General features: G+C 37.4%; 25 protein-coding genes and 13 tRNA genes. 2 read left to right on the top strand and 36 right to left on the bottom strand.

The window, feature by feature from the left end; translation table 11 throughout:
- Nucleotides 1-62 precede the first annotated feature (62 nt).
- The 14 genes from BLQ56_RS21370 to BLQ56_RS21305 all read right to left on the bottom strand — a co-directional run bounded on the left by BLQ56_RS21370 (nt 63) and on the right by BLQ56_RS21305 (nt 2200).
- Nucleotides 63-136, bottom strand: a tRNA-Gly gene (locus BLQ56_RS21370).
- Between the two features lie 18 nt (nt 137-154).
- A tRNA-Pro gene (locus BLQ56_RS21365) sits at nt 155-231 on the bottom strand.
- 10 nt (nt 232-241) lie between these two features.
- Nucleotides 242-318: transfer RNA gene (locus tag BLQ56_RS21360), tRNA-Arg, on the bottom strand.
- A gap of 75 nt (nt 319-393) precedes the next feature.
- Nucleotides 394-480: transfer RNA gene (locus BLQ56_RS21355), tRNA-Leu, on the bottom strand.
- Between the two features lie 8 nt (nt 481-488).
- A tRNA-Leu gene (locus tag BLQ56_RS21350) sits at nt 489-569 on the bottom strand.
- A gap of 30 nt (nt 570-599) precedes the next feature.
- Nucleotides 600-675: transfer RNA gene (locus tag BLQ56_RS21345), tRNA-Lys, on the bottom strand.
- Between the two features lie 6 nt (nt 676-681).
- Nucleotides 682-756 (bottom strand) — tRNA-Gln (locus tag BLQ56_RS21340).
- A gap of 275 nt (nt 757-1031) precedes the next feature.
- Nucleotides 1032-1107 (bottom strand) — tRNA-Asp (locus BLQ56_RS21335).
- 7 nt (nt 1108-1114) lie between these two features.
- Nucleotides 1115-1191 (bottom strand) — tRNA-Met (locus BLQ56_RS21330).
- A gap of 33 nt (nt 1192-1224) precedes the next feature.
- A tRNA-Val gene (locus BLQ56_RS21325) sits at nt 1225-1300 on the bottom strand.
- A 52-nt stretch (nt 1301-1352) separates the two neighbouring features.
- Nucleotides 1353-1424, bottom strand: a tRNA-Glu gene (locus BLQ56_RS21320).
- 10 nt (nt 1425-1434) lie between these two features.
- A tRNA-Ser gene (locus BLQ56_RS21315) sits at nt 1435-1525 on the bottom strand.
- Between the two features lie 3 nt (nt 1526-1528).
- Nucleotides 1529-1603: transfer RNA gene (locus BLQ56_RS21310), tRNA-Asn, on the bottom strand.
- A 138-nt stretch (nt 1604-1741) separates the two neighbouring features.
- Nucleotides 1742-2200 carry a SprT family protein gene (locus BLQ56_RS21305; protein ID WP_090859368.1) on the bottom strand — a complete coding sequence of 153 codons (459 nt, stop codon included), beginning with the start codon at nt 2198-2200 and terminating at the stop codon, nt 1742-1744.
- A 203-nt stretch (nt 2201-2403) separates the two neighbouring features.
- Between BLQ56_RS21305 and cmpA the strand changes: the two genes are divergently transcribed.
- On the top strand, nt 2404-2517 hold the full coding sequence (gene cmpA / locus BLQ56_RS21300) for a cortex morphogenetic protein CmpA (protein WP_090859366.1): 114 nt from the start codon (nt 2404-2406) through the stop codon (nt 2515-2517).
- Between the two features lie 23 nt (nt 2518-2540).
- On the opposite strand, the gene BLQ56_RS21295 is transcribed toward cmpA, so the two are convergent.
- The 15 genes from BLQ56_RS21295 to acpS form a co-directional block, all read right to left on the bottom strand.
- Nucleotides 2541-4721 (bottom strand): Tex family protein, encoded by a 2181-nt coding sequence (locus BLQ56_RS21295; RefSeq protein ID WP_090859364.1) that lies wholly within the window; start codon nt 4719-4721, stop codon nt 2541-2543.
- 95 nt (nt 4722-4816) lie between these two features.
- A complete protein-coding gene (locus BLQ56_RS21290) occupies nt 4817-5419 on the bottom strand; it encodes a PP2C family serine/threonine-protein phosphatase (RefSeq protein ID WP_090859362.1) in 603 nt (200 codons plus the stop codon).
- A 14-nt stretch (nt 5420-5433) separates the two neighbouring features.
- Entirely contained in the window at nt 5434-6201 is a 768-nt protein-coding gene (gene sigB, locus BLQ56_RS21285; RefSeq protein WP_090859360.1) for an RNA polymerase sigma factor SigB, read from the bottom strand.
- Complete coding sequence (gene rsbW, locus BLQ56_RS21280; RefSeq protein ID WP_090859358.1) at nt 6167-6652, bottom strand: anti-sigma B factor RsbW; 486 nt, start codon at nt 6650-6652, stop codon at nt 6167-6169. The genes sigB and rsbW overlap by 35 nt, the downstream gene beginning before the upstream one ends.
- Entirely contained in the window at nt 6649-6981 is a 333-nt protein-coding gene (locus BLQ56_RS21275; protein ID WP_090859356.1) for an STAS domain-containing protein, read from the bottom strand. The genes rsbW and BLQ56_RS21275 overlap by 4 nt, the downstream gene beginning before the upstream one ends.
- A gap of 58 nt (nt 6982-7039) precedes the next feature.
- The gene (locus tag BLQ56_RS21270; protein ID WP_090859354.1) at nt 7040-8050 is read right to left on the bottom strand and encodes a PP2C family protein-serine/threonine phosphatase; all 1011 of its coding nucleotides are present in this window, start codon (nt 8048-8050) and stop codon (nt 7040-7042) included.
- Between the two features lie 14 nt (nt 8051-8064).
- Complete coding sequence (locus tag BLQ56_RS21265) at nt 8065-8469, bottom strand: anti-sigma regulatory factor (protein ID WP_090859352.1); 405 nt, start codon at nt 8467-8469, stop codon at nt 8065-8067.
- Nucleotides 8445-8828 (bottom strand): STAS domain-containing protein, encoded by a 384-nt coding sequence (locus BLQ56_RS21260; RefSeq protein WP_090859350.1) that lies wholly within the window; start codon nt 8826-8828, stop codon nt 8445-8447. The genes BLQ56_RS21265 and BLQ56_RS21260 overlap by 25 nt, the downstream gene beginning before the upstream one ends.
- On the bottom strand, nt 8825-9664 hold the full coding sequence (locus tag BLQ56_RS21255) for an STAS domain-containing protein (protein WP_090859348.1): 840 nt from the start codon (nt 9662-9664) through the stop codon (nt 8825-8827). Before BLQ56_RS21255 ends, BLQ56_RS21260 begins: the two co-directional genes overlap by 4 nt.
- A gap of 187 nt (nt 9665-9851) precedes the next feature.
- Entirely contained in the window at nt 9852-11042 is a 1191-nt protein-coding gene (locus tag BLQ56_RS21250) for a class I SAM-dependent methyltransferase (RefSeq protein ID WP_238457340.1), read from the bottom strand.
- Between the two features lie 100 nt (nt 11043-11142).
- Nucleotides 11143-11493, bottom strand: coding sequence for a type II toxin-antitoxin system endoribonuclease NdoA (ndoA, locus tag BLQ56_RS21245; RefSeq protein ID WP_078543052.1), 351 nt, complete (start codon nt 11491-11493; stop codon nt 11143-11145).
- 4 nt (nt 11494-11497) lie between these two features.
- Nucleotides 11498-11779, bottom strand: coding sequence for a CopG family ribbon-helix-helix protein (locus tag BLQ56_RS21240; RefSeq protein WP_078543053.1), 282 nt, complete (start codon nt 11777-11779; stop codon nt 11498-11500).
- A gap of 526 nt (nt 11780-12305) precedes the next feature.
- Nucleotides 12306-13463 (bottom strand): alanine racemase, encoded by a 1158-nt coding sequence (gene alr, locus BLQ56_RS21235; RefSeq protein ID WP_090859376.1) that lies wholly within the window; start codon nt 13461-13463, stop codon nt 12306-12308.
- A gap of 133 nt (nt 13464-13596) precedes the next feature.
- On the bottom strand, nt 13597-14607 hold the full coding sequence (locus BLQ56_RS21230) for a LolA family protein (protein WP_175490415.1): 1011 nt from the start codon (nt 14605-14607) through the stop codon (nt 13597-13599).
- 239 nt (nt 14608-14846) lie between these two features.
- Nucleotides 14847-15206, bottom strand: coding sequence for a holo-ACP synthase (acpS, locus tag BLQ56_RS21225; protein WP_090859346.1), 360 nt, complete (start codon nt 15204-15206; stop codon nt 14847-14849).
- A 138-nt stretch (nt 15207-15344) separates the two neighbouring features.
- Between acpS and BLQ56_RS21220 the strand changes: the two genes are divergently transcribed.
- Entirely contained in the window at nt 15345-15944 is a 600-nt protein-coding gene (locus BLQ56_RS21220; protein ID WP_090859344.1) for a rhomboid family intramembrane serine protease, read from the top strand.
- Between the two features lie 282 nt (nt 15945-16226).
- Here the strand turns inward: BLQ56_RS21220 and BLQ56_RS21215 are convergent, their stop codons facing one another.
- The 7 genes from BLQ56_RS21215 to BLQ56_RS21185 all read right to left on the bottom strand — a co-directional run bounded on the left by BLQ56_RS21215 (nt 16227) and on the right by BLQ56_RS21185 (nt 23995).
- On the bottom strand, nt 16227-17663 hold the full coding sequence (locus BLQ56_RS21215; RefSeq protein ID WP_175490414.1) for a PH domain-containing protein: 1437 nt from the start codon (nt 17661-17663) through the stop codon (nt 16227-16229).
- A complete protein-coding gene (locus BLQ56_RS21210) occupies nt 17656-18132 on the bottom strand; it encodes a PH domain-containing protein (RefSeq protein WP_090859340.1) in 477 nt (158 codons plus the stop codon). The genes BLQ56_RS21215 and BLQ56_RS21210 overlap by 8 nt, the downstream gene beginning before the upstream one ends.
- Nucleotides 18133-18234: 102 nt before the next feature.
- Nucleotides 18235-19200, bottom strand: a complete 966-nt coding sequence (gene uvsE, locus BLQ56_RS21205) for a UV DNA damage repair endonuclease UvsE (RefSeq protein ID WP_090859338.1) — start codon at nt 19198-19200, stop codon at nt 18235-18237.
- A gap of 55 nt (nt 19201-19255) precedes the next feature.
- Nucleotides 19256-19738: a large-conductance mechanosensitive channel protein MscL gene (mscL, locus tag BLQ56_RS21200; RefSeq protein WP_090859336.1), complete on the bottom strand. Its 483-nt coding sequence runs from the start codon at nt 19736-19738 to the stop codon at nt 19256-19258.
- Nucleotides 19739-19859: 121 nt separating this feature from the next.
- A complete protein-coding gene (gene cshA / locus BLQ56_RS21195) occupies nt 19860-21377 on the bottom strand; it encodes a degradosome RNA helicase CshA (RefSeq protein ID WP_090859335.1) in 1518 nt (505 codons plus the stop codon).
- 492 nt (nt 21378-21869) lie between these two features.
- On the bottom strand, nt 21870-22556 hold the full coding sequence (locus BLQ56_RS21190) for an alpha/beta hydrolase (RefSeq protein ID WP_090859333.1): 687 nt from the start codon (nt 22554-22556) through the stop codon (nt 21870-21872).
- A gap of 74 nt (nt 22557-22630) precedes the next feature.
- Nucleotides 22631-23995, bottom strand: a complete 1365-nt coding sequence (locus BLQ56_RS21185; RefSeq protein ID WP_090859331.1) for a UDP-N-acetylmuramoyl-tripeptide--D-alanyl-D-alanine ligase — start codon at nt 23993-23995, stop codon at nt 22631-22633.
- Nucleotides 23996-24000 lie beyond the last annotated feature (5 nt).

The raw sequence follows: 24000 nt of genomic DNA, 5'->3' as shown, positions 1-24000 counted from the left end.
TTTGTTACTTAATTTAAAACGTTGACGTTTGTTTATTGTGTTCAGTTTTCAAAGAACTTAATTGGAGCGGGTGATGAGAATCGAACTCACGACATCAGCTTGGAAGGCTGAGGTTTTACCATTAAACTACACCCGCATTATTTTGTTATATAGATGGTCGGGAAGACAGGATTCGAACCTGCGACCCCTTGGTCCCAAACCAAGTGCTCTACCAAGCTGAGCTACTTCCCGCAAATTCATATGGCGCGCCCGAAAGGAGTCGAACCCATAACCTTCTGATCCGTAGTCAGACGCTCTATCCAATTGAGCTACGGGCGCATTACTTAAATTAGCGACTTTCCTATAATACCATCGCAGAACTAATAGGTCAATACTTTTTTTGAAATACATTTTTGGTGCGGTCGAGAAGACTCGAACTTCCACGGGATCAACTCCCACTAGGCCCTCAACCTAGCGCGTCTGCCATTCCGCCACGACCGCGAACAAAGTGCGGGTGAAGGGACTCGAACCCCCACGTCAATGACACTAGATCCTAAGTCTAGCGCGTCTGCCAATTCCGCCACACCCGCATGATAATTAGTAAATCTGTTTGATAAAAATGGTGAGCCATGAAGGACTCGAACCTTCGACCCTCTGATTAAAAGTCAGATGCTCTACCAACTGAGCTAATGGCTCGTAAAATGGCTGGGCTAGCTGGATTTGAACCAACGCATGACGGAGTCAAAGTCCGTTGCCTTACCGCTTGGCTATAGCCCATTGAGTTAGCTTCACGAATTACTTCTTCGATTAAGCTACATGAATTCACTTCACAAGAGGATATTTTGGGATATTTCAGAAGGAAATATCACGAAATATCGTCGACATAACTTTGTACTAATTAAACCTTAATTTCCTTTAAAAAGGTGAACTAAGATATTAAAAAGACACTAACGATAACTTTATTCCTCATTAACTTTGAAACTCTGTTAAAACAACAGAAATCAATATTACCCTTTTCTCCACATTATATCAAGTGGAAGTTAATGGATAGATGGCGGTCCCGACCGGGATCGAACCGGCGATCTCCTGCGTGACAGGCAGGCATGTTAACCGCTACACCACGGGACCAAACGTTTGGTTGCGGGGACAGGATTTGAACCTGCGACCTTCGGGTTATGAGCCCGACGAGCTACCAGACTGCTCCACCCCGCGATAATAGAAACCACAATACAATAATGACGGTAATGGTGGAGGATGACGGGATCGAACCGCCGACCCCCTGCTTGTAAGGCAGGTGCTCTCCCAGCTGAGCTAATCCTCCATTATAGAAGAGAAATGGGAGGTGAGCTATTGTTACTCACTTCCCATTAGTATGACCCGTACGGGATTCGAACCCGTGTTACCGCCGTGAAAGGGCGGTGTCTTAACCGCTTGACCAACGGGCCATATAAAGAATGGCGGAGAAGGAGGGATTTGAACCCTCGCGCCGCTCGCGCGACCTACACCCTTAGCAGGGGCGCCTCTTCAGCCACTTGAGTACTTCCCCGTATGGCTCCACAGGTAGGACTCGAACCTACGACCGATCGGTTAACAGCCGATAGCTCTACCACTGAGCTACTGTGGAATAAAGTTGTCTTATTTACGACTCTTCTAATTATAAAAACAGCTCATTGTCTTGTCAAGACTCTTTACTAATTTTATAATCAATACCGTTTTGACGACGGCTTATATACTTTATCACACGATATATAATAGAGTCAACCTATTCTTGTAATTGAACTAATTTTCCAGAGCATTTCCCACATACAAATCTAGCTGTATCTACTTTTCTTTTCCTAATATAGCGTTGACGACACTTATTACACTCGTAAAGATATTGGGTTGTTACTCTTCTTTTCATCACTGAATCCAAAGGTTTACAAAAACGTGGAGCATCTACACTTTTTAATAACTGACGAAAATCTTGATCACGATGCTTATAACCTTTTCCTTCAAGGTGCAGGTGATAATGACAAAGTTCATGTTTTATAATCCCAATAAGTTCTTGTTCTCCACGTTCCAAATAATATTTAGGGTTTAATTCAATATCATGACTTTTAAGAAGATACCTTCCACCTGTCGTTTGTAATCGGCTATTAAATCTTGCTTGGTGCTTAAAAGGCTTCCCAAAAATATCAGAAGATATTGTTTCTACTAGTTCTTGTAATCTTTTTTCATTCACAAAAATACCCCCAGACTTAGGACAAATACAGCTAAATTCTATTTCATCCAACACATACTATTCATTAAAACAATTCACATACTCCTAAATAAGGCAGAATGATTCCTTACTCATAGGTAAAAATTAATATGAACAGGACATCCCAGTTTTGCATACACTACATACTACACATACCCATTTTATCAAAAAAGGAGGTATGATATATGCCATCATGGCTAAAGAACCAGATGCAACGTGCATATTATGAAAAAAATAGGTACCAAATTAAAGTACTTAATCAATGCTGGTACTTTTATAGAAAGAAACACTGCTCATAAAAAGCAGTGTTTTTCTTTAATCATTAAGACTGATCCGGCGTAAGCATCGTTAATGCTACTCTGCCTTTTCTAGCATCGACATCTTCAATCCAAACCTTAACAACATCCCCTACTGAAACAACTTCAAGAGGGTGCTTAACAAAACCTTTCTTCAACTTCGAAATGTGTACAAGACCATCCTGTTTCACACCGATATCAACAAAGGCTCCGAAATCAACTACATTTCGGACGGTTCCTTCTAGTTCCATCCCCTTTTGTAGATCTTCAAGCTTCAAGATATCTTTCTTAAGCAAAGGCTTTGGTAGTTCATCTCTTGGGTCACGAGCAGGACTAATTAAAGCATCAGTTATGTCCTTTAGTGTAATTTCACCCATGCTTAATTCAGTTGCTGTTTCTTCAATTGATAATGCCGCTAGAGCTTCTTTGAGTTTTTCACTCCCAAGATCCTGTGTTGTTGCACCTAGTTTTTTCAGTAGGCTCTTCACTTCAGTATAGCTTTCAGGATGAATACCTGTACGATCTAACGGCTCGTCTCCATCTACAATACGCAAAAACCCAATACATTGTTCATACGTCTTAGCACCTAATCGCGGGATCTTCTTTAATTCTTTACGGTTTTTAAATTTACCCATTTCTTCTCTTTGCTTCACAATATTATTTGCAACAGCTTTTGATAAACCCGCTACATATTGAAGAAGTGAAGGAGATGCCGTGTTTACATTTACCCCGACTTTATTTACAACTGTTTCTACAACAAATGTCAGGGAATCATTTAATTTCTTTTGGGATACATCATGTTGATATTGACCAACACCAACGGATTTCGGGTCTATTTTAACTAATTCAGCCAGTGGATCTTGGAGACGCCTTGAGATTGATACGGCACTTCTTTCCTCAACCTGGAAATCCGGAAACTCTTCTCTTGCAATTTCTGAGGCCGAGTAAACACTTGCACCAGCTTCATTCACAATAAGATAGAAGATACCTCTGTCGAGTTCCTTTAGAATTTCAGCAACAAATTGCTCAGATTCTCTTGAAGCTGTCCCATTACCGATTGCGACCATTTCAACATTGTATTCTTTTATGATATTTACAAATTTTTCTCTTGCCTCAACCTTTTTATTAACTGGTGGATGTGGATAAATTACTTCTATTTTCAGAACCTTCCCAGTCTCGTCAACAACAGCTAACTTACAACCTGTTCTATAAGCTGGATCAAGACCTAATACAATCTTGCCTTTTAGTGGTGGTTGCAATAGTAGATTACGTAGGTTTTCAGAGAAGATATGTATCGCACGATCTTCGGCCTTTTCAGTTAGTTCCTTACGAATCTCACGTTCAATCGAAGGTTCAATTAATCTTTTATAACTATCTTCGAGCGCTTCGATAATATAAGGCACTACTGGTGAATGATCATTTTTAATGATTTTTCTTCGGAGATAGTTCGTGATCCTATCCTGAGGGGTTAGTATAGATACACGTAATACCTCCTCTTTCTCTCCGCGGTTTAACGCAAGAATACGGTGTGGAACAATTTTATGTATGGGTTCTTTGTAATCATAGTACATTTCAAATACTTGCTTTTCATCCTTATCTTGGTCCTTTACCGTCGTTTCAATATTCCCTTTAGAGAAGGTTTCTTGTCTAATATATTGACGAAATGAGGGTTCATCAGCAATCCATTCAGCTACAATATCCTTTGCCCCTTGTATTGCTTCCTCAATCGAAAGCACTTCCTTTTCTTCAGAAAGAAACGAAGCAGCATATTCTTCTATATTTACATTTTTAGGGAATGTGTAAAACCATTCAGCAAGTGGTTCTAACTCTTTTTCTTTAGCAACTGTTGCTTTTGTTCTTCTTTTTTGTTTATAAGGGCGGTAAAGATCTTCAACTTGTTGAAGTTTTGTTGCTTTAAGAATGTCTTTATTAAGATCATCAGTTAATTTACCCTGTTCGGAAATTAATCGAATTACTTCTTCTTTTCGCGCCTCTAGGTTTTGCATATATTGCCATTTATCTTGTATGTCTTTAATTTGCACCTCATCCAAGGAGCCAGTTACTTCTTTACGATATCTCGCAATAAATGGTACTGTATTACCTTCATCTAGTAATGAAATAACATTAAGAACTTGTTTTCTATCAATGGTTAAGTCTGAAGCAATTGTTTTAATAAGTCTTTCATTCTTCTCTAATGTTTCAACCAATCTCTTTTCCTCCTACAACTATCAACTTACACACTATCCTTTTATTTTAACAAATGCTTCCTTATATTTGTAGCTTAGCCATCATTTTATACCAATTACGATAAGAATCCTGCAATAAAAGTAAAATCATCTGTTCTTAAATGTTCATTTTGACGCACCCTTACCACAAGTTCATCTAGACTCATAGAAGTTCTTAATAAGGATTTAATAGATCGAGGTTCAACCCCATCGGAATGAAAAAGGAATTTAGAATTTGGGACATAGGAGTATCGTTGAGTATTAAATCGTTGGGGTTTACCCGACAAATAACCCATCACTGGGAGAGGATATATTAGTTTATCGGATGGGTAAAATAGATAAAAGTTCAAATTGCCTACACAGCTATAAACAAATTCTCTACTTTTATAGTAAACCTTTATAATTGCAACAGCTGCTCCTCTTGTTGATTTCAGGGCTTTATTACACTTCTCCATTAATGTTTGTACATCTTCATCATGAGACTGCTCTATCTCCCTTATGACCGCTGAAGAAGCCATATAAGCAGCTTCCCCACTCCCTAAACCATCAGACAGCACACAAAGAAAATAGTCCTTTGTATCAATCCAAAAATAGCGATCACCACAAATAACCTGGCTTTTCTTTGGGACTTGGTAGCCATATATATCAATTTTTTTATCAGATTGATTCGATAAGGTCATTTTCCAACTCCGAACTAGACTTTGATTGCTTGTCTAAGTTTATCTAATGCTTTCCGTTGTAATCTTGATACATGCATTTGAGAAATACCTAGCAATTCCCCTGTATCCTTTTGACTTAAATTTTCTAAGTAGGTTAAGTGTATAATTTTCTGCTCGCGTTCATCAAGCACATGCAAACCATCCTCAATGATTAACTGTTCACTAACCATTTTATATCCTTCATCATTCTCACCGATAATATCGTGCAAAGTCATTGTTCCACCTTCAGAGTCTGCATCTATTGAATGGTCTACTGATAGGGCATTATAACCCCTCCCCATCTCCATGGCTTCTAATACTTCTTCTTCTGATAGGTCTAAATATGCAGCTATCTCTTCTATTTTCGGTGATCTCTGAAGGTCAATTGTTAGCTCATCAACTGTTCGCTTAATTTTTGGGCCCATTTCTTTTATACGACGAGGGACATGAACACTCCATGTCTTATCACGCAAAAACCTCTTAATCTCCCCTACAACAGTCGGTACTGCAAAAGACTCAAAACTCTTACCAAAGGAGGAATCAAACCTTCGGATTGCACCTAGTAATCCGAGCATCCCAACTTGGACAATGTCTTCGTGATAATCTTTTCCCCTCGAATATTTTCTTGCAAGTGATTCAACAAGTTTTGTGTATTTCTCGACTAACTCTTGTTCTGCATCCCGGTCATTTAGTTCTTGAAATCTATTAACTAATTCACATGTCTCTATATTAGTTTGTGCCAAAGCTTGAGATGGTTTTGGCATCGCTCTCCACCTTCTCTCTATATCTATACTTTGTCATAAATACTGTTACCCCATACTTATGGTGTACTTTAACTTCATCCATTAAGGTGTCGATTAAATATAGCCCTAGGCCGCCTTCAGGAAGCTTTTCAATGGATTGATCAACTGAATGTGGTCCTATTTCTTCTTTCATTTGCTCAAAATTAAAACTTTTCCCATTATCAGCAATCATCACCTCAAGTCTGTCATCATATAAACCGTAACCAACCGTAATTTCTCCACCTTCATTCTTGTGATAGGCATGTTGCACAGCATTTGTACAAGCTTCACTTGTAGCAATCTTTAAATCTTCTATCGCTTCATAGGAAAATCCCATCCTACTTGCTATTCCAGACAGCGTTAACCGTACTACACCCACATATTCGGCTTTTGCTGGTACCTTCATCTCTACATAATCGAATGATTGATTCATGTTAATTCACCTTCTAACTTACGTTCTATCGTCATAATTTCTGATAAACCGGTAATTGAAAATAAACGCTCAAGTCGTTCAGACAGCCCGACTAGCTTGAATTCACCATGATTTTTTTGGACATTTTTGAAAATCCCAATAAATACCCCTAAGCCTGTACTATCTAAGTAGGAAACTCCCCTTAGGTCTACAATCATGTTAACCTTTTCCATTTCAGATATTGGCAGAAGTTGCTCTTTCAGCTCAGGAGCAGTATATACATCTATTTCGCCTCTTATTGTTACATATTTACTATCATTAAGATCTCTAACGTCTATAAGGATGTTCATACCTTTCACCTCTTATTAGATTTATTATTTACTTACTAATACCCTAAATGATTATCTATTAAACACATCTTTTTAAAATAATAAATGTGAAATCATCTCTTAATTCAAAATTTTGTAGTTTTTCAAGTTCACGATATACATTTTCAACAATTTCTTGCGCCGGAAGATGGTTATATTTTTTAATATAAGAAGTAATTTCTTCTCTTTCGATGAACTCATCATTAACTCGGCATTCAGTTACTCCATCTGAAAGGAGGATAATCATATCCCCTATATTTAATTTGAGTTCGAAATGTCGATATTTTGTATAAGGGTTCACACCTAAAACTAATCCTTTTGTCTTCATATCGAAGAATTCATCTTGTTCTTTATTATAGATAAAGCCCGGTTCATGGCCTGCAGAACTATATGTAAATACATGGTCATCTGTTCTATACAAACCATAAAGCATTGTAATAAACATGCCCATATCAACATTCTGTTCGACCACTCTATTAAGATTTTCTAAAACCCCACTAGGACTTATTCTATAATCCGGAAGGCTATCCATCGCATATTTAATCATAGACATACAAAGAGCAGCCGGAATCCCTTTCCCAATAACATCAGCAATAGCAACACTAATACTGCTTTTGTCATCTGAGACAAAATGAAAATAATCTCCATTCATTTGTTTAGAGGGTACACTAATAGCTCCAATATCTAAACATCCAACAGATGGTATCGTTGTTTCAAGTAAGGATTGCTGAACTGAAGCTGCAATTTCAATTTCTGATTTAAGTTCCTGTTGTTGAAACCTTAAGCTTTGGTGTTCTTGATAGGCTAAACCATATCCAATCATAACCTCTATTAAAAAATCAAATGAATCGATAACCTCCTTTGGTAAATTCGGAAAAATTTCTTTAACGGTATTTCGATGAAGACTAATCATTTCTTCAGGTGGAACCAAATGTTCAATCGACTTACGGCTAAACTTTTGTCCTAAATATAATGCTTTTTCATCTTTTTCATTCAAGTAATTCTTAAGAATTTGGTTATACCTTTTTTCCATGCCATCCCGAAATTCCAATGTAAGCTACCTCCTTATCGAAGCCATTTGACTGTAGTAATTGTTGTCCCCTGTCCAGGGTTTGATTCAATTTCGAACTCATCCATTAATCGCTTAACACCAGGCAATCCTGCCCCTAATCCACCAGATGTTGAAAATCCATCCTGCATTACTTGTCTAATATCAGTGATTCCAGGTCCACTATCACTGCATTTTATTTGCAATCCAACTTTTCCTGCGTGCGTATATCTTTGAATACAGATTTCTCCATTGCCTGCATATAAATAAATGTTTCTTGCTAATTCTGATATAGCGGTAGTGATTCTAGCTTGATCCACTGTGCTAAATCCAAGATCTTTAGCAGCTATACGGCCTTGTTGCCTTGCAGCAACAATGTCCCATTCTGTTGTTATCCTCACACAGGGCTGCTGGATTCCCATGGATTTTCCCCCAATTCGATTTGCAGATTTTTTATCCCTTTCTCTAAATCAAGGGCGGTAATCACGTTTTCCATATGAACCCCTAATTCAACAAGAGTAATAGCAACTGCAGGTTGGATACCCGTAATAACAACCTTAGCTCCCATCAGATTAGCCATTTTGATGACATCACCTAATACCTTAGCAATAAAGGAATCAATAAAATCAATTGATGTTAAATCGATCAAAACTCCATTTGCGCCAGTTTCATGTAGTTTATTCAGCAAATCCTCTTGAAATTCTAGTGCAGTTTGATCATCCAGCTCCCACTGAATAGATATAATTAAATATTGATAAAGCTTTAGAATAGGAATTCTCAATCTAACCCCTCCACACCAAGTCTCACCATTTTACGATTGGTCATTTCTAAGGCCGTTTCAATTCCTCTTTTCAAAGTACTTTTCGTAATAAATTGATTTAAATCAATCCCAAGATTAACAATTGTCTGAGCAATTTCCGGTCGAATTCCAACAAGTAAGCATTTCGCTCCTACAAGCCTTACTGCCTCAGCTGCCTGAATAATGTGATGGGCAACCATCGTATCAACCACAGGTACACCTGTAATATCGATTAACACGACTTCTGAACGATGCTTTACCACTCCCTGCAAAAGATTCTCCATAATTTGTCTAGCTCTTTCAGTATCGATCGTTCCTATTAATGGCATAATTGTAATATCTTCAAAAATAGGAATAAGTGGGGCTGATAGCTCCTGCAGTGCAACCTTCTGCAGAGAAACTGTTTGTTCCCAATTCCCAGAGTACAGAGAAATCATTTCACTAATAATAGGGTCAATCCACTGGTCCACTTCATTAAGCACAAGTAAATAATCATTTTCAGCTACCTTTTCATTAAAAGCTTTTTTTAAGAGCACACTTCTGAATGCTTGTAAGCCTTCTATTACATAGGTTAATGGCCATCCTAAACGAATGATTCTGCTAGAAAAATCTGTTAGCTTAGACGAGAAACCATCTTTGTCTTTGTTTAAATTAGACATGATGATTTCAATGAATTCCTTACTTGTGGAAACGAACATGTTATCATCAGGACCTGCTGATAATTGCTTTTGTTCTCCAACTACCTTTATTTCGTTAATCCATTGTTCGACAATAGTTGTTTTGTTTTGATCTAGAAAATGTAAAATATAATTATTCATGGTTTCCCCCTTATTCTTCCCAAGACTGACCTATCATCTCCTATTATTTCATCCATAGACAGCTTATTCAACAATATTGCCTTATTTAATACTTCTGTATAAATTGTCGAATTCCTCCCTTTGTTCAATTATTGTAAAATAATTGCTATATTTTTGTAACAAAAATAGGACTGGATATCCAGTCCTTCTATACTCTCCTAGCAACAAGTGTGTATGTTTTCGGCAAGCCTATATCATGAACCTTATGATTTGGTTCCTCCTCAAGCACATCTACATAGATCCCCTTTTTCGCAAAGGTTGTAATGACCTCACCAATATTCCACTGTCTTTGATACACCTTTGCTAAATCCTTCTTTTCCTCCTCAGTCAGATGCTTTGAAAAGGCAACATCCAACGTGACAAGAGATGGATCAAAGTAATTCCCGTCTACCTTATGTTTTTTCCCACTAGAAGTAATCAACTTAGTTGAAATCGGATGAAATTCATGAAGAATAAAGACTCCATTAGGCTCCAATAATTCACTCACAATAGACGCTAATGAAGGGAGATCAATAAAATAATGGAGAACCCCTAATTCCATTAACACAATATCAAATGTTGCAAGGCTATGCTTGTTTAATGACATCACGTCTGAGAGTATATAATTAATAGAAACACCCGCGTGTCCTGAAACTTCTTCAGCAAACCTTTGGTTCTCCATCGAGAAGTCCACAATCGTGACCTCCCCACCAAGTAAGGCTATTGCAGTTCCTTTCACTCCATTGGAGCCTAAAAGGTGAATAACTTTTTTTGATGATAGATCTCCAAGATACTTTCTGAAAGGATGTAATCGCCAATCTGGATTTTCTTTTATTTTCTTAGCTGTTTCTTCTGGTGAGCCGAAACGATTTAGAAGAGCTTGATAGTTATTTTGATTCCAAGCTTGTTCATTAATTGAATTCAAATCACGTTGTTTTTCTTGAAGATATGTCTCAATCTCTCCTACATAAGAAGGATTAACTTCATAAAGATATGAATACAGCGACCTACACCATACCTCTATATTTCCAACACTTACTTTTATTCGATATGGATCTGTCTTTATTGTTGTATTAAAAGAGCAATGAATCTTTATGTCATAACCACTGTCTACAAACATAAACATCGCTTGTAACTGATCCCGCTTAATATCAGATGGGGTGTATGAGTCGAACAAGTTGTATGCAGTATCTAATAAATCCCATTGAATAAGAATGTTTACTTGTTGATGTTGTTTAGCGTTTACCTGAACCCCTTGAATTCTTAATGCAGTTTGATCTATGTATTGGTATGGTATATTTGCTTTCTCTAGGAAGATCCCATATTTCTCAATTAGTTGATTGAAGCTTTTTTGATCCAATTCTTTATTCCTCCATTTTGATTTTCAATTAGTTTTTCCCAAATATAATAAAAGAAGCTACCAAAGTGGCAGCTTCATCATATATTGAATAAAATAATACCTAAAAATCGATGAGTCCCAAACTGATTTGTAAGGCTTCATCCACTCTGTCCATCATCTCTTCGTCAAGATGGGTAATTTTGTCGGTTAGACGTTGCTTATCAATTGTTCGAATTTGCTCTAGAAGAATAACTGAGTCTCGCTCAAAGCCATATTTTTCTGCATCAATTTCTACATGGGTTGGCAATTTAGCCTTTTGGATTTGCGCCGTTATTGCTGCAACAATGACTGTGGGACTAAACCGATTCCCAATATCGTTTTGGATGACAAGAACTGGACGAACGCCGCCTTGCTCTGAACCAACAACAGGGGAGAGGTCAGCAAAATACACGTCGCCACGTTTAACAATCAATTGATTACCCCCCGCTAACTAAGCGTTCTACGGTGTGATCTGCCTCAGATTCAGCTAAAAAAGCCTCTGATGCGATGTTTAGATTAATCTTAGCCATTTCCATATAACCACGTCTCATAGACTCACGAATATGACGCTTCTTTCTCTCACGAAGGTACATTTTTGTCGCTTGATAAATTAGTTCATTTCGATTCCCGTTCTCTTGCTTAACTAGTCCGTCTAATTCACTGATTAAGTTTTGTGGTAAACGAATCAATATTTCAGTTGTTGCGCTGGATTCAGACACAAACATACACCTCCACCATAACTACACACCATAATTATTCTATTCCACCTTTAATAATACCATTAAAATAAGGAGATGCAAAGCGAATTACTTTATTTCCTCACTATTATCGACATCTTCACTTACGTTTTATGCATAAACAAGAAAAGCACAAGGCGCCCGTTTATCGGCGACAGGCATAAGACAGGCCGGCTTGAAGGTTTGCTTTTTAACCTTCACGGCGGATTGGCTTATGACCCCGAGCCGATGGCACCTGGAGCTAGACACCAAAACTAAGTTCGAATTTTTATACTTTCTTACCTTTTAAGAAAAGCGCAAGCGCCTTGTTCAGCCCCGAAAAGTGCTGGAGGACCCTGACTAGGAAGCTCGCTTCCGCCAGAAGGGTCTGAAGCAATCGAGGGGCTAGGCGCTGGAGCTAGACACAAAAACTACGTTTAAAAGCTTTATACTTTCTTAAACAAGCAAATAGCAACTAACTTCACAATAACTACAACCTTTAAATCCTTCATAAAGCAGAAGATGTTTCCTACAATAGGATTGTGTTTCTCACTTCAATTATACTCTGTTTTTCCAAAAAAATACGAGGTACTCGAAAATTAATTGTACAGGGAATCTCATAGTTGATGGTTTCAAGTCTTTTAGCAACTTCATCTATCCCTATTGTTTGATTACCTTGAGTCCCAATAAGGGTGACACGACTCCCTACAGGAAGTTGATGTGGAAGTCTCACAACGAATTGGTCCATACACACTCTACCAATAATTTCACAACGATTCCCTTCAACTAAAACCTCTGCACCTTGGTGTTTTCTAATCCATCCATCTGCATATCCGATTGGAACCGTTCCGACCCACTCTTCTTCATTTGCAGTATAAGTTGCCCCATAACTTACCTTTTCTCCTTCTGTGAGTTTTTTGACATGGACGAGCTTACTATGAAGCGAGAAAGCCTCTTTTAACTCATATGGTAATAAGCCTTTCATCTCTGTAGAAGGAGTTAATCCATACATGGCAATTCCGAGCCTAACTGCATTAAAAGTCTTTTCAGGAAATCGAAGCCCTGTTGCACTGTTACCAGTATGAATTAACTTAGGCTGATATGGTAACAAGGATAGAAATTGATTAAACCTTTCAAATTGTGCATGAAAGTAAGAAAGATCTAGCTCATCTGCAGTCGCAAAATGAGTAAAGATTCCTTCTAGATGAAACATAGGAGACTCATCTATTACTTTAATAACCTCTAGCATTTCCCCTTCATCTTTTATCCCTAACCGTCCCATACCAGTATCTAACTTCAGGTGAAACGATACGGTTTTATCCTTATCAAGCCTTTCTTTTGCTTGGATGATCCACTCTAAATTAAACACCGTTAAGGTAACATTGTTTTCAGCAGCAACATTAACATCCTCTGAACGAGACGCACCTAAAACAATGATCGGTGCTTGTATTCCATGCCTACGCAAAGAAAGTGCTTCATCTAAGAAAGCAACCGCTAAATAACTCGCCCCTGCATTTAGTGCCGTTCTAGCAACCTGAACATCACCATGACCATATCCATTTGCTTTAACAACCGCAATGACGATTTGCTCTTTGGAAAGATGTGAAATCATTGATTTAACGTTTTCCTCAATACAATCTAAATCAACCTCAACCCACGTATCACGGTAAAAAGAAGTACATTCCACAACCAACACATCCTTGTTCCCCTTATAATATATGTTAGATTATTATCCCTATACTAGGCATTGTCAATGAAATATACGTTATAAGGCGAAAAAAAGAAAGTGACCTATTAAAGGCCACTTTTCATTCTATTACTTATTTTACTGCTTGCCCTTGTACTGAACGAGCTACCATTAATAACTCTTCTTGTGATAAGTCCTCAGATGCAAGCATGAAGTCTACACCATCATATGACCATGATACTGACTGATCTGATAATGCACCCATTGTAAATCCAAGATCAACTGGCTCACCACTTACTGAAGTTGTTGTACCAACCTCGGATACTTGAGCTCTTTCTTGAATTAACGTGAATGACTTCTCACCACCGAATGTCATCACAATTCTTTTACCATTTTCAGTCGTGATTTCTTTTTCTTCAACAAGCTTTACGCCCTGCACTTCTTCTTGTGGATACATGACAGCCATTGGCTCAGCATCAACACTTCCCATTACCGGTACTTCTAATCGTGCACCAGACATGTTTTTATCTACATTGAACGCATTTTCATCAAATTCAGGATTAAATTCTGTCTTTGAGAATTCAACAACTAGTAACGGATTACGATCTGGATCCATCACCTTTACCATTAACGGTGTTAGATCTTTTTTATCAAAGATGATTTCTTGAGTCGGAAGCATCTTATTGTTTTTATAATTCGTTTTTGTTTCAAATACATACGTTTCCTTATCAGCGGTAAATTTCGCCTCAGGATCCTCGACTATATCCTTTACTAGAGATTCATACAAGTAAGCTTGACTACTATTTTGCGGCCACTCACTTTGGAATCTGAAGCTCTTGTTAAGTGCAGGTGTTAACACAAATACACCATCATCATTGCGTAAGATCATTTGACTTTGATCTTTTTGAGCATTCTTTAGGTTAACTCGGTAATAATCTGGTGTTTTATGCCAAATCTCAACCTCATATACCTGTGACTCATTCCCTGTTTGTAATGTCATTTTTGCATTTGCTTTGTAACCAGTAAGACTTTCCACTTTTTCGTCTAGTGCTTTAACGACATCCTCCTGAGACTTTTGCCCACATCCCGCAAGTGCTAGGATTGCAATTATTGCAAATACTGTCATCAATAAATTCTTCTTCATTCCTTCAACCCCTTTGCCTCATTTCGACGAAATGAAGAGCTAAGGTGTATTAAATGATGAATGGTTCATTTAAAGGTGTTATAGCAACCTTGATTTGACCCCCGTATTTTTTGAATGCACATTATAAAGCTTAACGTGCAATCTTATAATGGTACCTTTTATCAACCATTCATCATCATCTACACCTTGTCTCCCCTTCTGCAATAAAATATATGAGGCAAAGTTGAGTAATATGCAGACTAGCTTGACAAGCTTTCAATAATTACTTGTGCTACTGCATAATCTTTACTATGAGAAATGGATAAATGAACAGTTTCTAGCCCTTTATTTTTAATGCACGGCTTCCCTTTTTCATCCGAAAAAACTTCGATATCAACAAAGCTCAAACCCTTGCCAATACCGGTCCCTACTGCTTTTGAATAAGCTTCTTTCGCAGCAAATCGCCCAGCTAAAAACTCAATTTTCCGATGTCCAGTATATTGTTCAAATTGAATGATTTCTTTTTCTGTAAGAATTCGATTTATAAATTTTTTTTGTCTTTCAACAATTTTTTTTATTCTATGTAATTCAACTATATCAATCCCGATACCAACAATCATCTTTACAAGCCTTCCTTCTATTATAAAAATTTCTTACATATAATGTACAAACATTCTCGTAATGGATGGTTACTCTTAAGTATGCTACCATTCAGTAGAGAGAAGATTAACCACAAGAATGCATAAAGGAGTTTTTCTATGTTTACACGAACCGAAAGTTTTAAAGAATTCTTAAGATTTTATCCTATTATATCAATCATCATTGTGATTCACATCTTTCTCTGGATCCTTTTGGCTCTTCCATTCCTAGGAGGAGGTGCCCTTCTTAATCAAATGGTAGGTTACAATGTACTTATTACAGAAGGTGAATATTGGCGCCTTATTACACCAATCTTTGTACATGCCAGTTTCACACATATGTTATTTAATTCATTTTCACTCGTTCTATTTGGTCCAGGTTTAGAACGAATGCTTGGAAAAACTAAATTTATCTTGATTTATCTCAGCACTGGAGTCATGGCAAATATTGCGACTTACATCTTACAACACGAGCAATTTAGACATGTAGGTTCATCAGGAGCCATTTTCGGACTCTTCGGTCTCTATTTATATATGGTATTGAAAAGAAAAGATTTAATTAACTATGCGAACTCTCAGCTAATCATCACAATCCTTGTAATCGGCCTTGTAATGACCTTCCTAAATACAAATATAAATATTATTGGCCACTTATTCGGATTAATTGCTGGGTTCCTTTTAGCACCAATCATATTGGGTAAACGGCGTAGATATTTATAATTTAATAATACAAAAAAGAGAAAGGTCGTTGTAAAACGATTCTTTCTCTTTTTCTTTGGCTCTTTTCAAATTGATTGTTGCTTTGGAAGCCGCAGGCTGAATACACTCCGCGTCCGGCGGGGTGACCAGTGAGCCTCCTCGTCGCTAACGCTCCTGTGGGGTCTCACTTTGGCCACTGGTCCCGCAGGAGTCTACGTGTATTCATCCTGCTTGTAACTACCGTTTCAATGATTTATGTTTAAAACAACAAACTATGTGTGAACAGCCTTTTCTTTTGAACCATTATTTTTTAGAATACCAGGTAAAGACAGACTGAGTATCTGATTCTGAAAGATCTACTACTTTAAAGCTCTTGCCAGTAACACTGGACTTTATCGATGCTTGAAGAGTAGCAACTGAATTTCTTCCTTGGAATAGAGATTGATGTTGCTGTAAAGACTGAATTCTCTTCTTTTTCAAGATAACCGTTACCCGACTGAACAACCGATATCTCAATCCTAAATGTTGTTCCTGTCCTCCTAGTCCTATACCAACATCACGGTATCTAATGTATCCTAGCAACAACGCAAGTGGCAGAATTAGCAGACTCCAATAACCCCAAGGCTGGAAAAAAATCATAATTGGGAAGATAAATAGGATCGCCGGCAGAATTGCCCTTAAGACATATCGGATTAGAGAACCTCTTGGGGCCGGAATAAATTTAATTTCTTCGTTATAGTCTGGAATGAATTGTTCGATTCTATTTGCTAAGTCGCTCTTTTTAATGAGAGGAAAAAGAATGGTCGAAAACCCTTCCCCTTTATCTTCGATCGACCCTCCTGCATTTTCAAGATAGACGGTTGCATATCCCAGAAACTGCCTAAACGGATTTTCTACAATTCTTACCCCTTGAATCTTTTTTAGTGGGATTGTAAGCTTACGTTTTTCAAATAACCCTTGAGTAACGACTAGCTCTTGCTCTAATTTTTCCACAGAGAAATTGGCAAATCTAAAAACGATGATCAACATTCCAATTAACCAAGCCAAAACAAGAAAAATAAAGAGTAAAAGGATAAAGTAAATGACCATATTCAACTGAACAAAATCATTTAACCCCTCAAACACCCTATCATAAGGAATCAGTTCATCAACTTGAGTAAAAATAGCAATTAATCCAGATAAAACAATTCCAATCCCACCAGAGGTTGTTGCTGAGATAAGCAATTCTTTCTGACTCATTTTATAAACAACAGTTGATCCCTTTTCCTCTATTGACTCTTGATTTTGATTTTTCGAGGAGATCTTAATAAGGCTCTGAAGTTTTTCTGCTTCTTCTTCAGTAATAGCTGTCAACACAGCCTCAGGCTCTAAACCACCACCAGCCGTTTGAACCTGTACTTTGACTACTTTAAACAACCTTTGGATAACTCCTGATGTCACATCAATGGTTTGTACACGTTCAATCGGTATATATCGTTTTTTTCGAACAAACACTCCATATTCAATCCGAAATTCCCCTTCTTCAATCCGGTAAGTAAACCGATACCAATGTAGAAATCCAGAGATTAGCAGACCTAAGAAAAGGAGGATCAATCCTATCACTTGCAATAAATCGACAAGAGGACTTACATCTCTCCCACCGATAAAAATAAAAAAAAGGAGTGGAATAATGAGTTCTCGAATTCGATGAATAAAAGTGATGACGGCAGCTATTGGATGCATCCTCTTTGGACTATACATCATCATCTACCCTTGCTAACTTTGAAATAAAATCTCTTAACTGATCTGCTTCATCAAGATCGAGAGCAGGAATTTCATGAACAGTCGCTGCCGTTGATATTGTAACTGATGCCAAATGATACGCGCGTAAAATAGGACCTTGTTTAGTGTCAACATGCTGGACCCGCATCATCGGGATAATTGTCCTTGTCATCACAAACACACCATGCTGAATCTCAATTTCATGCTCAAATACTTCATATCTCCATCTTTTCCATCTTACACTCGGGATGATAAAAACAGTTAGAGTAGTTTCTATCACCGACAACACTAACACCACTAGTGAAATCCATATTGGCCACTGATAAATAGAAGACATTACAAATAATGCTATAACGGTTAACCACCCAATACCCGAAGTTAGTGCCGCGGATATACGCCAAACCGGAAGAGCTCGTTTACTAATTCTCTTACGAGGTGCTTCCCTCATACAATAACCCCATTTCTTTATCTACCTCACAATGTTTTATTTGTAGTATAAACGATGATGTCAAAACATAAAAGAATGGGGGTCTTACAACCAATCCACTTATTATCGAATTATAAAACTTGCTTCATCAATTATTTCAATCTCTGGATATTTTTTTAAGTCATCCATTAACTTAAATAAAGCATTATCCTTTTCCTTCGCCTCAATCATGCAATCAATTTCATTTACACTACCTTTTATGGTTGATAAAAAATCCATGAACATTGATGGATCAATATAATCTGCATGAGCTCTGAATTCCTTTTCATTCCGGGGGCTTGAGATGTGCATCTTTAATGGTAGTTTAGAATCCTTCCATGTCCCTAATACTCTCTCCCACTCAACTTCCCAGTCCTGATTTTCATGGTAGGCTAAGTGATGATGATAATCGAATACAATTGGCACGGATAACTTCTCACATAAGTACAAAGCATCCTGAAGGTTGAAGGTCGTATCATCATTCTCTAACATGATCAATCTCTGTATCTCGACCGGAATATCCCCCCAGTTACTAATGAACTGTTCAAGTGACTGCTCTTTATCATCATAAGCCCCACCAATATGTATAACACAACGATGTTCTCGGTCGATTCCCATCCCTTTTAATAACGCTTCATGAATCCTTAAGGTTTTAAGTGACTGCCTAAGAATTTCTTTATCATTTGTTGTAAACACAACAAAGTGATCTGGATGAAATCCTATTCTCATGGGATGTTTTTGTAGAAAGTCACGAATTTCATTTAAAGGCTCTATTAATGGGCGCATAAATTTCCAATCCGCAACCTCTTCATGTCCAGCAAGAGGAATTAACCTCGAACTAAGCCTGAAAAATTGAATGTTGTGTGCGACATTATACTTCAATAATCTCAAACAATTTGTTATATTACTTTTTGCAATTCGTTCAAGTTTTGCAATAGCGGCCTCTCTGTCCTTAATTTTTTTAAATTGTGCTAATGTCATTGTTTGAGAGGGAGAACTATTTTTTAAATTCATACTCATTGCTACATATCCTAATTTCACAATTGTCACCAGAGCCACCCCATTTTCAACAAATCTAAACTTATTATGCCCTGGTCCTTGTGCATTAACTAATATTTATCTTCATTTCAGGCTCTGACTGGCTATTCATAAGTGATTCATCTAGCATTGATGTACAATTGGGACATCTGTATGCCTCTGCAGGAATGGTTGTAAAGCAGGCAGGACAAGACTTTGAGGAAAATGAAGTTGGCGAACTTCGTAGCTTATTAATTTGGCGGATAGTAATAAAAGTTGCAAAAGCTACAATTCCGAAATGAAAAACAGAATTAATAAAAAGGCCATAATTAATAGTAGCAGCTCCTGCCTCCTTTGCTGCCGATAGTGATGAATAAGGTCGATTCGATAAGTTAATATACAAATTTGAAAAGTCGACCCTACCAAGGAGAAGACCAATAGGTGGCATAATGATATCAGAAACTAATGAATCAACAATCTTACCGAACGCTGTTCCAATAATTACCCCAATCCCCATGTCGATTACATTTCCTCTTATCGCAAATTCTTTAAATTCTTGAACAACTTTCATTAATAGAAAACCTCCTTTATAGAGCCTATGAAGGAGGTGGATGTGTATATGCTCTTAAAAGTCCAAAACAAAAAAACAGTGTATTAACACTGTTTTTTGTTTTAAAGGCATCGCCTTATTTTTATGCTTCAGTTTTGCGGAAATTTCTGCGTTTTCCTCCGCCAGTTGATGGTCTATTTCTACTACTGCTACTACCACCTTGACCACCGGCACCTTGACCAGAACGAGATTTACTTTGTTGCTGACCACCTTTGTAACGGTTTCTTCCACCATCTCGGTTTCCTCCGCCACGGTTTCCATCAGAACGCTCTCTTCTGCTACGCATTGGAGCTTCCTCAGTCAATTTAATTGGCGTTTCATCCGGTTCTTTCGTCATCATCTTAATTGCTGCCGCAACAACTGATACTGAATCATGCTCTTCTAACAATTCTTCAGCTGCACGCTTATAATAAGAGATATTTTCGTTAGCAATTGTATTTGTAAGCTTCTCGATTGTCATTTTTTGTTGACCCTCAAGTGCCTCATCAAGTGTTGGAGGTGTCAAACGCTCCATTTTACTATTTGTTGTTCTTTCAACATTCTTGAGTTGACCCATTTCTCTTGGTGTTACAAAAGTCATAGCCATACCATGTTTACCAGCACGACCTGTACGTCCTATACGGTGAACATAGCTTTCTGGATCTTGTGGAATGTCAAAGTTATATACATGTGTTACACCAGAGATATCTAAACCACGTGCCGCAACATCTGTCGCAACAAGGACTTCGATCGATCCTTCTTTAAACTTACGAAGAACAGAAATACGTTTCGCCTGACTTAAGTCACCGTGAATCCCTTCAGCAGCATATCCTCTTAATGTAAGTGCTTCTGATAATTCATCAACACGACGCTTTGTACGTCCGAAAATAATCGCCAAATCAGGAGATTGGCTATCTAATAAACGAGTTAAATAGTCGAATTTTTTCTTTTCTTGAGCTTCAACGTAATATTGTTTGATATTTGGTGTTGTCATTTCTTTTGTCTTAACCTTAACAACTTGAGGATCCTTCATAAATCGCTCTGCTATGCGTTGAATAGGACCTGGCATTGTTGCTGAGAAAAGTAAAGTTTGACGCTCTTCAGGAATACCTTTTAAGATTGCTTCGATATCTTCGATGAATCCCATATTTAGCATTTCATCCGCTTCATCTAATACAACTGTGTGTACATTCTGAAGACGTAATGTTTTACGATTAATATGGTCAATAATTCGCCCTGGCGTTCCAACAATAATGTGTGGACCTTTTTTCAATGAACGAATTTGACGACTAATGTCTTGTCCACCATAAATTGGTAGGATGCTTACACGATTGAATTGACCAATTTTATTTAATTCTTCAGCTACTTGAATTGCTAATTCTCTAGTAGGTGCTACAACAATTCCTTGCACATTGTTGTCTTTAATATCAATTTTTTGAATTAATGGAATACCGAATGCAGCAGTTTTTCCTGTACCTGTTTGTGCTTGACCGATTACGTCCTTACCATCTATTGCAATAGGAATCGTTTGAGACTGAATTGGTGTTGCTTCCTCAAATCCCATTTTGCTAATAGATTTCATTAATAATTCGCCTATACCTAATTCTGAAAATGTTGCCAAATTTTTTCAAACTCCTTTTTATTAACATATATTACAATGAGAAAATGACTTGTCAGACGATAAACTTATAGTTACTTGACTAACGCCCCGTTAGGTCAATTATATGTTTCACTTCGGTCACTTCACTGTAAGGAAACTATATGTAATTTCAATCACCTAACAAGATGACAAAAAGATACGTACGTTCTATATAAAACACCTTACACCTCTGTACCAATTGCGAAATCACCTATTTAATCTTAAATATAGGCGATTGCCAGTTCCTAATAAGAGCAACTTCTCTTTTTACTCTTAAAAAAAGGACATTTTCCGAAAATTTCGGATATCATGCCCAAGGTTCACGTCCAAAAAGTTAAATATGAGGGTTATGAGTTTTTTTACAAAAACTCCCTCTTTTAACACTGTAACTGTTATCTTACCACTTTGGATAAGCAATTGCAAACTTGGTCAATTAAATATTCAAGATTAATTATATTATCAACCAATTAAAAATTAATTATGTAAAAAAATTTCAACTTCAGAAAATAACTTTTCTTGATCTTCTCCATGACAAACATGGTGCTTTGAATGAGGTAAAAGACATAACCTTTTTTCATCAGAAGCTATTTTTTGGTATAGATAATATGCGCTCTTAATAGGAACAATGCCATCGCATTCACCTTGTACTATTAAGGTTGGGATTTGTATTTCCTTTATCTTAGGTCTCACCTGACGGACAAGTCGCCTAAATTCCATCGTGGCTGTTATTGGGGTTTGTTCAATTTTCTTTTTATAACGTTGATAAAGCTCATTTTCCTGAATACTACCCTTAACAGCATCGACCAACATACTTCTAACATCGACAAGCAACTGCTTAGGATTTACGTAATACACAGCAGCACTTAACAAGATTAATTTTTTTATTGGGTAAATAGAGGCTAAATGACCAGCAATAATTCCTCCCATCGAAAAACCAATCACATATACCTCATCACATCTTTCAAACAATTTCTTTAGTTCTTCTTCTGCAGACTCAACCCAATCATTATATGTTAATCCTTTCAAACTTAAGGTCTCACCATGTCCAGGTAAGGTAGGAGAGACGATCATCCAATCCGTCTTCTTTCGAAGATATTCAGTTAATGGCTCTACCTCATATGGTGAGCCTGTAAACCCATGAATACATAAACACCCAATCATATGATCACCCTTACATTAGAATTTTAAATAGAAACACTCCAAAAACTTGGAGTGTTTCTCTATTCATCATCTTCTTAAAGCCCTTCAACGACCTCTTCCAACTTCATTCCGCGAGATCCTTTTACTAAAACGAGATCATTCTCCCCGACTAATTGTTTTAAGTGGTTGATGAGATTCTCTTTATCCTGGTACGGAAAGACCTTTCCTTCTTCAAACGTTTCCTTTGCTCCTAATGAGATATGTGAAGCAAGTTCTCCATATGTAAAAACATAATCAATCTCATCAGATTGAATAATTTTTCCTATCTCATAATGGAAACTTCGCTCATTTTCTCCCAACTCCAACATGTCACCTAGCACGACAATTTTCTGTCTAAAGCCCTTCATATCTTGGAGTAGTTCAATCGCTGCTTTCATTGAGGTCGGACTTGCATTATAAGCATCATTAATAATACTTACCCCATTCTGCCCCTTAACTAACTCTGTTCTCATACCCGTAATCTTGAGCTTCTTTAGCCCATCAGCAATCTTGGTACTCGGTACATTCAAGTATTCTGCAATAGCAATAGCGGCCAATGCATTATTAACATTATGCTTCCCTAATACAGGGATAAAATAGGCCGGCTGCTCTTTTTCGTTCACCTGGAAATAGGTTCCTTCGTTCTCTTGCTGCAATGAAGAAGAATAGTAATCACAACTGGTCGATTGGCCAAAGGTAATTTTACGGTAAGGCATCTTTTCTACTCTTGAATTCAACAATGGCTCCTCCCCATGATAGATAAGGGGACCATCTTGATTTAAACCTCTCGTTATTTCCAATTTCGCATCAGAAATTGCCTCTCTTGAACCTAGATCAAGTAAATGAGATTCTCCGATATTTGTAATGATGGCAGCATCTGGTTCAGCAATTGTTGATAAAAGCTCAATTTCACCTTTTCCACTCATACCCATTTCTAACACTGCAATTTCAGTATCCTTTTCTAGTCTTAAAATTGTGAGAGGCAACCCAATATGATTATTTAAATTCCCTTCAGTCTTCTGGACTTTGTATTTAGTAGAAAGAACAGCTTGAACCATGTCTTTAGTTGTCGTTTTCCCATTGCTCCCTGTGATTCCCACTACTTTCACCGCGAGACTACCTAGATAGCTTTTGGATAAAGTCTGTAATGCAATTAAGGTGTCTTTAACATAAATAAGAGGGATCGTTTGAGGTGGGTTAGGCTGGTCCTCCTGCCAAAATGAAGCGACAGCCCCATTTTTAATTGCTGTTTCAACAAATTCATGTCCGTTAAACTTTTCACCGATGATAGGAATAAATAAATTCCCTTCACGTACTGTTCTTGTATCAATTGAAACACCTGTTATTTCAACTTCATTGAATTGCTCTAGACATGACCCATCTACCATTTTCTTCACTTCAATTAATATTCTATTGATCAAACCAT

This window comes from Litchfieldia salsa, assembly GCF_900104555.1.
Taxonomy (GTDB): Bacteria; Bacillota; Bacilli; order Bacillales; family Bacillaceae_L; genus Litchfieldia; species Litchfieldia salsa.
The sequence above is the reverse complement of the archived record's forward strand: the minus strand, read 5'-3'. Positions and strand labels throughout refer to the sequence as shown.

Coding starts and splice junctions, on each gene's coding strand:
- BLQ56_RS21265 (WP_090859352.1), bottom strand. CDS start 8,469: ATGGGAATCCAGCAGCCCTGTGTGAGGATAACAACAGAATGGGACATT.
- cmpA (WP_090859366.1), top strand. CDS start 2,404: ATGCCATCATGGCTAAAGAACCAGATGCAACGTGCATATTATGAAAAA.
- sigB (WP_090859360.1), bottom strand. CDS start 6,201: ATGCCAAAACCATCTCAAGCTTTGGCACAAACTAATATAGAGACATGT.
- BLQ56_RS21220 (WP_090859344.1), top strand. CDS start 15,345: ATGTTTACACGAACCGAAAGTTTTAAAGAATTCTTAAGATTTTATCCT.
- BLQ56_RS21275 (WP_090859356.1), bottom strand. CDS start 6,981: ATGAACATCCTTATAGACGTTAGAGATCTTAATGATAGTAAATATGTA.
- BLQ56_RS21290 (WP_090859362.1), bottom strand. CDS start 5,419: ATGACCTTATCGAATCAATCTGATAAAAAAATTGATATATATGGCTAC.
- BLQ56_RS21230 (WP_175490415.1), bottom strand. CDS start 14,607: ATGAAGAAGAATTTATTGATGACAGTATTTGCAATAATTGCAATCCTA.
- BLQ56_RS21210 (WP_090859340.1), bottom strand. CDS start 18,132: ATGAGGGAAGCACCTCGTAAGAGAATTAGTAAACGAGCTCTTCCGGTT.
- acpS (WP_090859346.1), bottom strand. CDS start 15,206: ATGATTGTTGGTATCGGGATTGATATAGTTGAATTACATAGAATAAAA.
- mscL (WP_090859336.1), bottom strand. CDS start 19,738: ATGAAAGTTGTTCAAGAATTTAAAGAATTTGCGATAAGAGGAAATGTA.
- rsbW (WP_090859358.1), bottom strand. CDS start 6,652: ATGAATCAATCATTCGATTATGTAGAGATGAAGGTACCAGCAAAAGCC.
- BLQ56_RS21190 (WP_090859333.1), bottom strand. CDS start 22,556: ATGATTGGGTGTTTATGTATTCATGGGTTTACAGGCTCACCATATGAG.
- BLQ56_RS21215 (WP_175490414.1), bottom strand. CDS start 17,663: ATGTATAGTCCAAAGAGGATGCATCCAATAGCTGCCGTCATCACTTTT.
- BLQ56_RS21255 (WP_090859348.1), bottom strand. CDS start 9,664: ATGAATAATTATATTTTACATTTTCTAGATCAAAACAAAACAACTATT.